Below are 13898 nucleotides of genomic sequence, written 5' to 3'. Positions count from 1 at the left end.
ACCCAGACCACGCCCCAACCGCCCGCCCCCACTGCCACCACGAACCAGTCGGCCGAGCACACCGGCCCCGCCTCGCGCGGATTCCCCGGTATCGATCCTGAGGGAACCGTGCTGGTCACCGGGGCCACCGGCGGTCTGGGCGGCCCGCTCACCAGGCACCTGGTCGGCGAGCTCGGCGCCCGGCACCTGGTGCTGGCCGGCCGGCGCGGGCCGGACGCCCCCGGCGCCCCCGAGCTGGCGGCCGAGCTGCGGGAGCTGGGCGCCGAAGTGCGCCTGGCCGCCTGTGACGTGGCCGACCCCGAATCGCTGGCCGCCCTGCTGGCGGAGATCCCCGACGCGCACCCGCTGACCATGGTCGTGCACGCGGCGGGCGTCGTCAGCGGCGGCATCGTCGGCTCGCTCGGAACGCCGGAGCTGCACACCGTACTGCGCCCGAAGGTGGACGCCGCCTGGAACCTGCACGAGCAGACGAAACAGCTGGGCGTGCGGTCGTTCGTCCTGTTCTCGTCCCTGTCGAGCGTGTTCGGCAACCCCGGCCAGGCCAACTACGCCGCCGCCAACGCCTACCTCGACGCCCTCGCCCACCGCCGCCGCGCACTCGGGCTGCCCGCCGTCTCGCTCATGTGGGGCGTGTGGGAGACCGACGGCGGCATGGCCGAGCTGCTCGACGGCAGCGACAGGGGCCGCATGGGCAAGGCGGGCGTCGTGCCGATGTCCTCGGAGGTGGCGCTGGAGCTGTTCGACGCCGCACTCGACCTCGACCTGCCGGTCGTGGCGCCCGCCGAGATCGACCTGTCCGCGCTGCGCGGCCTCACCCGCGCCCCCGCCCGGCGCGCGGGCCCGGCCGAGGTGTCCTGGCCGGCGCGCCTGGCCGGGCTGACCGCGGACGAGCAGCACCGGCTGCTCCTCGACCTGGTACGCGAGCACGTCGCCGCCGTCGCGGGACACGACTCGGCCGAGGACATCGACCCCGACCTGGCCTTCCAGGACCTGGGCTTCAACTCGCTGACCGCCGTCGAGCTGCGCAACCAGCTCGGCGAGGCGATCGGCAGGCGGCTGCCCGCGACGATGGTCTTCGACCACCCGACCGCCACCGCCCTGGCCGGCTACCTGCGCGAAAGCCTCCAGCCGAAGGAGAGCGGCGGGCCGGGCCGGCTGATGGCCGACCTCGAAAGCCTGGAGAGCACCCTCGACCGGCTGCCCGAGCAGGACCGGCAGCGGGCGGCGGCGCGGCTGCGCGCCATCCTCTGGAAGATCGACGGCGACGTGCCGGAGACAGACGAGATCGACCTGCTGTCCGCGGAGGACGAGCAGCTCTTCCAAGTCCTTGAAAACGAGCTCGCGCGCGGAGGGGAATCCTCACGATGAACGAAGACCGGCTACGCGAATATCTCAAGCGCGCGACCGCCGACCTGCGCCAGGCCAACCAGCGGTTACGCGAGAGCGAGGCCAAGGACCGCGAGCCCATCGCGATCGTGGCCATGAGCTGCCGCTTCCCCGGAGACGTGGACTCTCCTGACGGCTTGTGGCGGCTGGTCGCCGAGGGCGGCGACGCGATGGCCCCCGTCCCCGAGGCCCGGGGCTGGGAGCAGGCGTGGGAGGGCGGCTTCATCGGCGACGTGGCCGGGTTCGACGCCGAGTTCTTCGGCATCAACCCGCGCGAGGCCCTGGCCATGGACCCGCAGCAGCGGCTGCTGCTGGAGCTCACCTGGGAGGCGTTCGAGCGGGCGGGCATCGATCCGGCCGCCGCGCGGCACTCGCGCACCGGCGTGTTCGTCGGCAGCAACGGCCAGGACTACCTGCGGCGCACGGTCGCCGGGATGGAGAGCGTCGAAGGCTATCTGGGCACGGGCATCTCGGCGAGCGTCATGTCGGGGCGGATCGCGTACACGTTCGGCCTGGCCGGGCCCGCGATCACCGTGGACACGGCGTGCTCGTCGTCGCTGGTGGCGCTGCACCTGGCCGCGCAGTCGCTGCGGGCGCGGGAGTGCGAGCTGGCCGTGGCCGGCGGGGCCACCGTGATGGCGACGCCGAGCGTGTTCACCGAGTTCAGCCGGCAGGGCGGGATCGCGCCCGACGGACGCTGCAAGGCGTTCGCGGCCGCCGCCGACGGCACGGGCTTCTCCGACGGAGCGGGCGTCGTCCTGCTCGAACGCCTCTCCGAAGCGCGCAGGAAGGGCCACCCGGTCCTGGCCGTGCTCAAGGGCAGCGCGGTCAACCAGGACGGCGCCAGCAACGGGCTCACCGCTCCCAACGGCCCGGCCCAGGAGCGGGTCATCAGGGCCGCCCTGGACAACGCGATGCTCATCCCGGAGCAGGTGGACGCCGTGGAGGCGCACGGCACCGGCACCAAGCTCGGCGACCCGATCGAGGTGCAGGCGCTGCTGGCCACGTACGGGCAGGGGCGGGCCACACCGCTCCGGCTCGGGTCGATCAAGTCCAACATCGGGCACACGCAGGCGGCGGCCGGGATCGCCGGTGTGATCAAGATGGTGGAGGCCATCCGGCGCGGCGTGCTGCCCGGCAGCCTGCACATCGACGCGCCGACCCCGCAGGTGGACTGGTCGTCGGGCGCGGTCGAGCTGCTCACCGGGAACGTCCCCTGGCCCGAGACCGGCCGGCCGCGCCGGGCGGGCGTGTCCTCCTTCGGCATCAGCGGCACGAACGCCCACCTCATCATCGAGCAGGCCGACCCAACCGCCGCGACGCCGAAGCCGGCCCCGGAACCTGCCGCTACGGCGCCGAAGCCGGCCGGCGGGCTGCCCGCGATCATCAGCGCCAGGTCGGAGGAGGCACTGTGCGAGCAGGGCGCCCGGCTGCGGGCGTTCGTCGCGGCCGGCCCCGGCCTGCGGCCGGCCGACGTGGCCGCCGCGCTCAGCGGCCGGGCCAGGTTCACGCACCGGGCCGCCGTCGTCGCGGAGGACCGTGACGCGCTGCTGTCCGGCCTGGACGCCCTCGCCGCCGGCGAGGAGAGCCCGCTGCTGCTCAGGGGCACGGCAGGCAAGCGGAAGACCGCGTTCCTGTTCTCCGGGCAGGGCTCGCAGCGGCCCGGGATGGGTCGCGAGCTGTACGAGGCGTTCCCCGTGTTCGCCGCGGCGTTCGACGAGGTGTGCGCCGCGCTCGACCCGCACCTCGACCGGCCGCTCAAGGACGTGGTGTTCGCCGCCCCCGGCACGCCCGCGGCGGCGCTGCTCGACCAGACCGCCTACACCCAGCCCGCCCTGTTCGCGTTGCAGACCGCGCTGTTCCGGCTGGTCACGCACCTGGGGGTCGCTCCCGCATACCTGATCGGCCATTCGCTCGGCGAGCTGAGCGCGGCGCACGCGGCGGGCGTGCTCGACCTCCGCGACGCCTGCGCGCTGGTCGCGGGCCGGGCCCGGCTCATGCAGTCGGCCCCGGCGGGCGGGGCCATGATCGCGATCCAGGCCACGGAGGCGGAGGCGGAAGCCGCCATCGCCGCGGCCGATCCGGCCGCCGGGCGGGTGGCGATCGCCGCGGTCAACGGGCCGCGGTCCGTGGTCGTCTCCGGTGACCATTACGCGGCCGAGGCGGTCGCGGAGACGTTCAGGTCTGGCGGGCGGAAGGTCACGAAGCTCCAGGTCAGCCACGCCTTCCACTCGCCGCACATGGAGCCGGTGACCGCGGAGTTCGCCGCGCTGGCGGCCGGGCTGGACTTCCACCCGCCGCGGCTGCCCATCGTGTCGAACCTCACCGGCGCCGTCGCCACCCCCGAGCAGCTCTCCTCGCCCGGCTACTGGGCCGACCACATCCGCAACGCGGTCCGCTTCCACCAGGGCGTGGCCGAGCTGCGCCGCCTGGGCGTGGACACGTTCCTCGAACTCGGCCCGGACGCCACGCTGACGGCGATGGCGGGCCAGCTGGCCGACGACGCGTCCGTGCTGGTGCCGTCGCTGCGCCGGGACCGCCCCGAGCCCGCGACGTTCCTGGCCGCGCTGGCCGAGCTGCACACCTGTGGCGTGCCGGTGGACTGGTCGCCGCTCGCCGCCGGCGCCGAGCACGTCGAGCTGCCCACGTACCCCTTCCAGCGGCACCGCTTCTGGCTGGAGACCGCCGAGCCCGCGGGCGACGTGTCCGCGGCCGGGCTGAACGCCGCCGGGCACCCGCTGCTCGGCGCGGCCGTCTCCATCGCCGACGGCGACGGGCTCCTGCTGACGGGCCGGCTCAGCGTACGCAGCCACCCGTGGCTGGCCGACCACGTCGTGCACGGCGTCGCGCTGCTGCCCGGCACCGCCTTCGTCGAGCTGGCCCTGCACGCCGCCCACCTGGTGGGCTGCGCCGGGGTCGGCGAGCTGACGCTGCACGCGCCGCTGACGTTCGCCGGGGACGAGCAGGCTCAGGTGCAGGTACGCGTGGACGCCGCCGACGAGGACGGGCACCGGGCGATCATCGTGTACTCGCGGACCGGCGAGGGCGACTGGACCCGGCACGCCACCGGCACCCTGACCGCCGACGCCCCGGCCGCCGATCCCACCGCCGGTTCCGGCGCTGCCGCGTGGCCGCCCCCCGGCGCCGTCGCCGCGGACGCCGGCGAGCTCTACCCCCGTTTCGCCGACCTCGGCGTCGCCTACGGCCCGGCCTTCCACGGCGTGCGGGCCGCCTGGCTGGCGGGCGACGACGTCTACGCCGAGGTCGTGCTGCCCGAAGAGGTGGACGCGGACGGGTACGGCGTGCACCCGGCGCTGCTCGACGCCGCCCTGCACGCCTCGCTGCTGGCCGGCGAGGCCGGGCAGGTGCGGCTGCCGTTCTCCTGGTCGGGGGTGACGCTGCACGCGCCGGGCGCCACCAGCCTGCGGGTACGGCTGTCCGGCACGGGCGACAACAAGGCCGCGCTGACCATCTGGGACGACACCGGTGCCTCCGTCGCGAACGTCTCGGCCCTGACCGTGCGGCCCGTCAGCGCCGCGCAGCTCGCCGGCACCTCCGGCGGCTCGGACGCGCTGCTCAGGGTGGACTGGATCGACGCCCCCGCCCCCGGCACGACGGACTCCGGCGCGCTGCGGTGGGCCGTGGCCGGGGAGCTCCCGATCGAGCCCGGACCCGAGGCCGCCCGCTGGACCGGCCTCACGAACACGGCCGACCCCGCGAACACGGCCGACGTCCCGGGCGCGGCCGACGTCGTCGTGGCCTTCTGTGACGGTGACGCGCGCGAGGCCGCGGGCCGAGCGCTCGCCCTGGTCCAGGAGTGGCTGGCCGGCGAGCGCGACGGCGCCCGGCTGGTCCTGCTGACCCGGGGCGCGGTGGCCGCGCAGCCCGGCGAGCGCGTCACCGGCGTGGGCGCCGCCGCCGTCTGGGGCCTGGTCAGATCCTGCCAGGCGGAGAACCCCGGCACGTTCGTCATCCTGGACATCGACGACGCCACCACCTGGGCGGGCGTGGTCGCCGCGGTCGAGTCGGGCGAGAGCCAGGCCGCCGTCCGCGGCGGCGTGCTCCGCGTACCGCGGCTGGAGCGGGAGACGGCTGCCGACCTGCTGAAGCCCCCGGACGGCCCGTGGCGGATCGACGTCACGCGCCCGGGCACGCTGGCCAACCTCACCATGGCGCAAACGCCTGACGCGACGCTCCCGCTGGAGGCCGGCCAGGTGCGGGTGGCCGTCAAGGCGGCCGGGCTGAACTTCCGCGACGTCCTCATCGCGCTCGGCATGTATCCGGGCGCGGCGCTGATCGGCAGCGAGGGAGCGGGCGTCGTCATCGACGTGGGCCCGGGCGTGACCGAGTTCGCGCCGGGCGACCGCGTGATGGGCCTGTTCACCGGCTGCATGGGGCCGGTCGCCGCCACCGAGCGGCGGATGCTGGCGCACGTGCCGTCCGGGTGGACGTTCGCGCAGGCCGCCGCCTCCCCGATCGTCTTCATGACCGCCTTCTACGCGCTGCGCGACCTCGCCGGGCTGCGCCAGGGCCAGCGGCTGCTCGTGCACTCCGCAGCGGGCGGCGTCGGCATGGCCGCCACCCAGCTCGCCCGCCACTGGGGCGCCGAGGTGTACGGCACCGCCAGCCCGCCGAAGTGGGCCGCGCTGCGCGAGCTCGGCTTCACCGGCGACAGGATCGCCGGCTCGCGCACCCTGGACTTCGAGCAGTCCTTCCTGGCGGCCACCGGCGGCGAGGGCGTAGACGTCGTGCTCGACTCGCTGGCCGGGGAGTTCGTCGACGCCTCGCTGCGGCTGCTGCCGCGCGGCGGCCGGTTCCTGGAGATGGGCAAGACCGACATCCGGCGGCCCGGCGACGTCGCCGCCGACCATCCCGGCGTGGACTACCAGGCTTTCGACCTGACCGACGCCGGGCTCGACCGCATGCGGGAGATCCTGCTGGAGCTGGGCGAGCTGTTCGACCGCGGCGTGCTGCGGCCGCTGCCGCTGACCTGCTTCGACGTGCGTTCGAGCGGGGAGGCGTTCCGCTATCTGAGCCAGGCGCGGCACATCGGCAAGGTCGTGCTCACCGTCCCGCAGGCCCTGTCCCAGCACGAGCCCGCGGCGCTGCGGCCCGACGGCACCGTGCTGGTGACCGGCGGGACGGGCACGCTCGGCGCGCTGGTGGCCCGCCACCTGGTGACCGAGCACGGCGTGCGTAACCTGCTGCTGCTCGGCAGGCGCGGCGCCGCGGCCGAGGGCGTGGCGGAGCTGGTGGCCGAGCTGTCCGGGCACGGCGCCGAGGTGAGCGTGGCCGCCTGCGACGCGGCCGACCGCGACGCCCTGGCCGCCGTGCTCGCCGGCGTCCCGGCTGACCGGCCGCTGCGCGCCGTCGTGCACGCCGCGGGGATCATCGACGACGGCATCGCGACGTCGCTGACCCCCGAACGGCTGGACTCCGTGCTGCGGGCCAAGGCGAGCGCCGCCTGGCACCTGCACGAGCTGACCGCCGGGCTGGACCTGGACGCGTTCGTCCTGTTCTCGTCCGTCGCCGGGGTGCTCGGCAGCCCTGGCCAGGCCAACTACGCCGCCGCGAACGCCTTCCTCGACGGCCTGGCGGCGCACCGGCACGCGCTGGGGCTGCCCGCGACCTCGCTCGCCTGGGGCATGTGGGCGCAGACCAGCGCCATGACGGCGAGCGCCCGCCAGGACCTGCTGGTGCCGCTGACGTCCGCGGAAGGGCTGTCGCTGTTCGACGCGGGCCTGGTCACGGCCAGGGCGATGCTCGTTCCGGTCCGGATCGACCAGCAGGCGCTGCGCGGGCTGGCGGAGTCGGAGCTGCTGCCGCCGATCGCCGGGCGGCTGCTCGGCACGGCCGCGCGGCCCAGGCGGGCCCGGCGCGGCGGTGACGCCGCCGGGCTGCGGCTGCGGCTGGCCGGCCTGGGCGAGACCGAGCGGCGGCGGGCGGTCCTGGAGCTGGTGGTCGCCGACATCGCCGCCGTGCTCGGGCACGACTCCGCGCAGGCCGTCGCGCCCGACCGGGCGCTGCAGGAGATCGGGTTCGACTCCCTGACGGCGGTGGAGCTGCGCAACCGGCTGAACGCCTCGACGGGGCTGCAGCTCCCCGCGACCCTGGTCTTCGACCACCCGACCGCGAACGACCTGGCCGCCTACGTGGACTCCCTGGTGCAGGGCACCGAGGAGAGCGTGCCGGAGCCCGGCCGTGCCGCCGTGGCGGCGGGCTCGGACGAGCCGATCGCGATCGTGGGCATGGCCTGCCGCTTCCCCGGCGGGGTCAGCTCGCCCGAGGAGCTGTGGGAGCTGGTCAGGCGCGGTGAGGACACCGTAACGGGCATGCCCGGGGACCGGGGCTGGGACCTCGGCCGGATCTACGACCCCACTGCGGAGCGCTCCGGTACGACCTACACCGACCAGGGCGGATTCGTCCGGGACGTCGGCCGGTTCGACGCCGACTTCTTCGGCATGAGCCCGCGCGAGGCCCTGGCGGCCGACCCGCAGCAGCGGTTGCTGCTGGAGACGTCGTGGGAGGCCATGGAACGGGCCGGGCTCGACCCCGCGAGCCTGCGCGGCAGCCGTACCGGGGTGTTCGTGGGCATGGCCTCGCAGCAGTACGCGCTGGGCTCTGGTGACACTCCGTCGAGCGCCGAAGGCTACCTGCTGACCGGTACGACGGGCAGCGTGGCGTCGGGGCGCATCTCCTACACCTTCGGCTTCGAGGGCCCGGCGGTCACGATCGACACCGCCTGCTCCTCGTCGCTCGTCGCCATGCACCTGGCCACCCAGGCCATCCGCAGCGGCGAGTGCGACCTGGCGCTGGCCGGCGGCGTGGCTGTCATGGCCACCCCCATGCTGTTCGTCGAGTTCAGCCGCCAGCGCGGTCTGGCCCCGGACGGGCGCTGCAAGCCGTTCGCCGAGGCCGCCGACGGCACCGGCTGGGGCGAGGGCGCCGGCCTCCTGCTGCTGGAGCGGCTCTCCGACGCGCAGGCCAACGGTCACCCCGTGCTCGCGGTCATCCGCGGCAGCGCGGTCAACCAGGACGGCGCCAGCAACGGCCTCACCGCGCCCAACGGCCCCGCCCAGCAGCGCGTCATCCGCCAGGCGCTCGCCAACGCCCGCCTCACCCCCGCCGACGTGGACGCGGTCGAGGCCCACGGCACCGGCACCACGCTGGGCGACCCGATCGAGGCCCAGGCGCTGCTCGCCACCTACGGCCAGGACCGCGAGGTCCCGCTCTGGCTGGGCTCGATCAAGTCCAACATCGGCCACACGCAGGCGGCGGCCGGCTCGGCCGGGGTCATCAAGATGGTCCAGGCCATGCGGCACGGCCTGCTGCCCAAGACGCTGCACATCGACGCGCCGAGCCACCACGTGGACTGGACGGCCGGGGCGGTCAGCCTGCTCACCGAGCCGACCCCCTGGCCCGAGCACGGCGACGACCGGCCCCGCAGGGCCGCCGTGTCCTCGTTCGGGATCAGCGGCACCAACGCGCACGTCATCCTCGAATCCGCACCGGCGCGGAACGCCCAGGAGCCGGCCGCCGACCGGCCCATCCCGTGGCTGCTGTCCGGCAAGACCGAGCAGGCCGTCCGCGACCAGGCCGCCCGCCTGGCCGGGCACCTGGCCGAGCACCCCGAGCTGTCCGTGGCCGACGTCGGCCACTCCCTGGCCGCCCGCGCCCGCTTCGCGCACCGCGCCGCCGTCACCGGCCAGGACCGCGACGAGCTCATCAGCGGCCTGCACGCCCTCGCCGCCGGCGAGCCCGCGCCCAACACCATCCACGGCGAGGCCGTCACCGGCCGCAAGGTCGTCTTCGTCTTCCCCGGGCAGGGGGCGCAGTGGCCGGGCATGGCCATGGACCTCTACGACTCCGCGCCCGTCTACCGCGAGCACCTCGACGCCTGCTCGGACGCCCTCGCCCCGCACACCGACTGGAACCTCATCGACGTCCTGCGCGGCGACGGCGCCGCGCTGGAGCGCGTGGACGTGGTCCAGCCCGCCCTGTTCGCGGTCATGACCTCGCTCGCCGTGCTGTGGCAGGCGTCCGGCGTGCGCCCCGACGCCGTCATGGGCCACTCCCAGGGCGAGATCGCCGCCGCGTACGTGGCCGGCGCCCTCACCCTGGCCGACGCCGCCCGGATCGTGGCACTCCGCAGCCGCGCCATCACCGCGCTCGCCGGTACGGGCGCCATGGCCTCCGTGCCGCTGCCCGCCGAGCACGTCGAAGCCGACCTCGAAGCCCTCGAAGGCCGGGTCGCGATCGCCGCCACCAACGGCCCCCGCGCCACGGTCGTCTCCGGCGACCCCGACGCGATCGCCGGGCTGGTCGCGACCTACGAGGAGCGAGGCGTCAAAGCCCGCACCATCCCGGTGGACTACGCCTCCCACTCCCCCCACGTCGAGAGCCTCCGGGAGGAGCTGCTGGAGCTGCTGGCCGGCGTCGCCCCTCAGCCGTCCGCGGTGCCGTTCTACTCCACCGTCACCGCCGAGCGGCTCGACACCACCGAGCTCACCGCCGGCTACTGGTACCGCAACCTGCGCGGCACCGTACGCCTCCAGGAGACCACCCAGCGGCTGCTCGACACCGGCCACCACCACTTCGTCGAGATCAGCCCGCACCCCGTCCTCACCAGCGCGCTCGAACAGACCTCCACCATCGCCACGCTCAGGCGCGACCGCGGCGACCACGCCCAGTTCGACACGGCGCTCGCCCACGCCCACACCCACGGCATCCCCGTCACCTGGCCCGTCTCCGGCCGCGTGGACCTGCCCACCTATCCCTTCCAGGGCGAGCGCTACTGGCTGATCCCCGGCTCCGCCGCCCGCACCGGCCTGAGCACCACCGGTCACCCGCTGGCCGACGGGCTGACCCACCTCGCGGGCAGCGACGGTCACCTGCTCACCGGCCACCTCTCGCTGGAGTCGCACCCGTGGCTGGCCGACCACGCCGTGCTGCAGTCCCCGATCCTGCCCGGCACGGCGTTCGTCGAGCTGGCCCTGCTCGCCGGGCAGCAGGCCGGGCTCGGCCATCTGGAGGAGCTGACCCTGCACCAGCCGCTGCCGCTCGAACGCGGCGTGCACCTCCAGGTCAGCCTGGACGCCCCGGACGAGAACGGGCAGCGGGCCTGCGCGATCCACTCCCGCGCCGACGACGCCGCGCCCGACGCCCCGTGGACGCGGCACGCCGCCGGTCGGCTCAGCCCCGCCGGAGCGCCGCCCGCGCCGGAGCGGCAGTGGCCGCCCGCCGGGGCCGAGCCGCTCAACACCTACGACCTGTACGACCGCCTCGCCACGCTCGGCCTCGACTACGGCCCCGTCTTCCAGGGGCTGCGCGCCGCCTGGCAGTCCGGCGACGCGATCTGCGCGGAGGTCGCCCTGCCCGAGGAGGCCGGCGGCTTCCTCGTCCACCCGGCGCTGCTCGACGCCGCCCTGCACGCGCTGGCGCTGCTGCCGGCCGCGCAGGAGGAGTCCAGGCTGCGGCTGCCGTTCTCGTGGGAGGGCGTCACGCTGCACGCGCCCGCGGGCTCGGCCGTCCGGGTGCGCCTGACGCCCGAGGGCGACGACGCCGTCCGGCTGGAGGTCGCCGACGAGAGCGGCGAGCCGATCCTGTCGGCCGAGGCCATGACGCTCCGCGAGATCGCCAGGGAGCAGCTGGCGGGCAACCGCGACTCGCTGTTCGAGCTGAACTGGGAGCCCATGAAGGGCGCCGAGGCGGGCGGCGTGCCCTTGGCGGTCCTCGGCGACGACGATCTGGCCGCCGTGCTGGGGGCCGTACCGTATGCGGACCTGGCCGCCGTGCGTGCGGCGGCGCCGCCCGTCGTCCTGGCCAGGCTGGGACGCGGCGAGGACGTCCGCACGGTCGCCGGGCAGGCGCTCGAGCTGGTGCAGGGCTGGCTGGCCGAGGCCGCGCTGGACTCGTCCCGCCTGATCGTCCTCACCGGCGGCGCCGTGACGACCGGCCGCGGCGACGCGGTGACCGCCCCGGCGGCGGCCGCCGTGTGGGGCCTGATCCGCACCGCCGAGTCGGAGAACCCGGGGACGTTCACCCTCATCGACACCGACGGCCTCGACAACCTCGGCGACCTCGACGGTCTGGCGGGCGCGATCGCGTCGGGCGAGCCGCAGGTCGCGCTCCGCGGCGGGGCCGCGTACGTGCCCCGCCTGGCCCGGCACGCCGTCACCGGCGCCACGCCCCCGGCCCTGGACGGCACGGTGCTGATCACCGGCGGGACGGGCACGCTCGGCGGCCTGCTCGCCCGCCACCTGGTCACCCGCCATGGGGTCCGCGACCTGCTGCTGACCAGCCGCCGCGGCCCCGGAGCCCCCGGAGCGGCCGAGCTGGCCGCCGGCCTGGAGTCGCTCGGCGCCCGCGTCACCGTGGCCGCCTGCGACACCGCCGACCCCGAGGCGCTGGCCGAGCTGCTGGACGGCGTCCGGCTGGGGGCCGTCGTCCACGCGGCGGGCGTGCTGGACGACGCCACGCTGGGCGCGCTCACCCCCGAACGGCTCGACGCGGTGCTCAGGCCCAAGGCCGAGGCCGCCTGGCACCTGCACCGGCTGACCCGCGATCACGATCTGTCGGCGTTCGTGCTGTTCTCCTCGGCGGCCGGCGTCTTCGGCAGCCAGGGGCAGGGCAACTACGCCGCCGCGAACGCCTACCTGGACGCCCTGGCGCAGCACCGGCACGCGCAGGGGCTGCCCGCGACCTCGCTGGCGTGGGGTCTGTGGGCCGAGACCAGCGAGATGACGGCCGAGGCCGCACCGGCTCGCGGCGGGCTCGTGCCGCTGGGGTCGGAGGAAGGGCTGGCGCTGTTCGACGCGGGCCTGGCGGCCGGGGCCGCGGCGCTCGTACCGATCAAGCTGGACCTGGCGGCGCTGCGGGCGCAGGCGGGCGGCGGGGTGCTGCCCGCGGTGCTGCGCGGCCTGGTCACGGTCCCCGCCAGGCGCTCCGGCACCTCGGCGGCGGCGCTGGCGCAGCGCCTGACGGGGCTGGACGCCGCCGCGCAGACGCGGATCCTGCTCGACCTGGCCCGTGGCCACATCGCGGCGGTCCTGGGCCGGAGCACCCCGGAGTCGGTCGATCCCGACCGTGCCTTCCAGGAGCTCGGCTTCGACTCGCTGACGGCGGTCGAGCTGCGCAACCGCCTCAACGCCGCCACGGGCGTCCGGCTGCCCGCCACGGCCGTCTTCGACTATCCGACCGCCGCCCTGCTCGCCGCCTACCTGCGGGAACGGCTCGCGCCCGAGGCGTCGGGCGCTCCGGTGCTGGCCGAGCTCGACCGGCTGGAGGCCGCACTGGACGCGGCCGAGCCGGCCGAGGAGGACCGGGCGCAGATCATCGCGCGGCTGCAGGCCCTGGCCGCCCGCTGGTCCGACGCGCAGGCCACGCAGAACGACGACGTCCAGGACAGGATCCGCTCAGCCACCGCCGACGAGGTCTTCGCCTTCATCGACAGGGAGCTGGGACGGGCTTGACAACCGTCACACAAGGGTTTGGTGCGAGATGACGAACGAAGAGAAGCTGGTCGACTACCTCAAGTGGGTGACCGCCGACCTGCACGCCACCCGGCAGCGGCTGGCCGCGGTCGAGGCGGCGGCGTACGAGCCGATCGCGATCGTGGGCATGGGCTGCCGTTACCCCGGCGGCGCGCGCACGCCCGAGGAGCTGTGGCGGATCGCGGCCGACGGCCTCGACGTGGTGTCCGGTTTCCCGACGGAGCGCGGCTGGGACGTCGAGGAGATCTACGACCCGGACCCCGAGGCGCTGGGCAAGTCGTACGCCAGGGAGGGCGGGTTCGTGCACGACGCGCACCTGTTCGACCCGGGGGTGTTCGGCATCAGCCCGCGTGAGGCGCCGGCCATCGACCCGCAGCAGCGGTTGCTGCTGGAGACCGCGTGGGAGGCCGTGGAACGGGCGGGGATCGCTCCTTCCTCGTTGCGCGGGAGCCGTACGGGGGTGTTCGCGGGGGTGATGTACGACGACTACGCCGCGCGGCTGATGGATCGCCCGCCCGCCGGGTTCGAGGGCCTGCTGGGCAACGGCAGCGCGGGCAGCGTGGCGTCGGGGCGCATCTCCTACACCTTCGGCTTCGAGGGCCCGGCGGTCACCGTGGACACCGCGTGCTCGTCCTCGCTGGTGGCGATCCACCTGGCGGTGCAGGCGCTGCGCAACGGCGAGTGCGAGCTGGCGCTGGCCGGCGGGGTGGCCGTGCTGGCCACGCCCATGCTGTTCATCGAGTTCAGCCGCCAGCGGGGCCTGGCTCCCGACGGGCGCTGCAAGTCCTTCGCCGACGCCGCCGACGGCACCGGCTGGGGCGAGGGCGCCGGCCTCCTGCTGCTGGAGAAGCTCTCCGACGCCCAGGCCAACGGTCACCCCGTGCTCGCCGTCATCCGCGGCAGCGCGGTCAACCAGGACGGCGCCAGCAACGGCCTCACCGCGCCCAACGGCCCCGCCCAGCAGCGCGTCATCCGCCAGGCGCTCGCCAACGCCCGCCTCACCCCCGCCGACGTGGACGC

The 13898-nt window shown here is 75.4% G+C and carries 3 protein-coding genes; all 3 read left to right on the top strand.

What is annotated here, in order from left to right; all coding sequences use genetic code 11:
- On the top strand, positions 1–1368 hold a 1368-nt coding region (locus ETD85_RS51520; RefSeq protein ID WP_138697180.1), incomplete at its 5' end, for a type I polyketide synthase.
- Positions 1365–12857 carry a type I polyketide synthase gene (locus tag ETD85_RS51515; protein ID WP_138697179.1) on the top strand — a complete coding sequence of 3831 codons (11493 nt, stop codon included), beginning with the start codon at positions 1365–1367 and terminating at the stop codon, positions 12855–12857. The genes ETD85_RS51520 and ETD85_RS51515, both read left to right, overlap by 4 nt.
- Before the next feature lie 28 nt (positions 12858–12885).
- On the top strand, positions 12886–13898 hold a 1013-nt coding region (locus ETD85_RS51510), incomplete at its 3' end, for a beta-ketoacyl synthase N-terminal-like domain-containing protein (protein WP_206059412.1).

It is taken from the genome of Nonomuraea zeae, assembly GCF_005889725.1.
Taxonomy (GTDB): Bacteria; Actinomycetota; Actinomycetes; order Streptosporangiales; family Streptosporangiaceae; genus Nonomuraea; species Nonomuraea zeae.
The sequence above is the reverse complement of the archived record's forward strand: the minus strand, read 5'-3'. Positions and strand labels throughout refer to the sequence as shown.

Coding starts and splice junctions, on each gene's coding strand:
- ETD85_RS51515 (WP_138697179.1), top strand. CDS start 1,365: ATGAACGAAGACCGGCTACGCGAATATCTCAAGCGCGCGACCGCCGAC.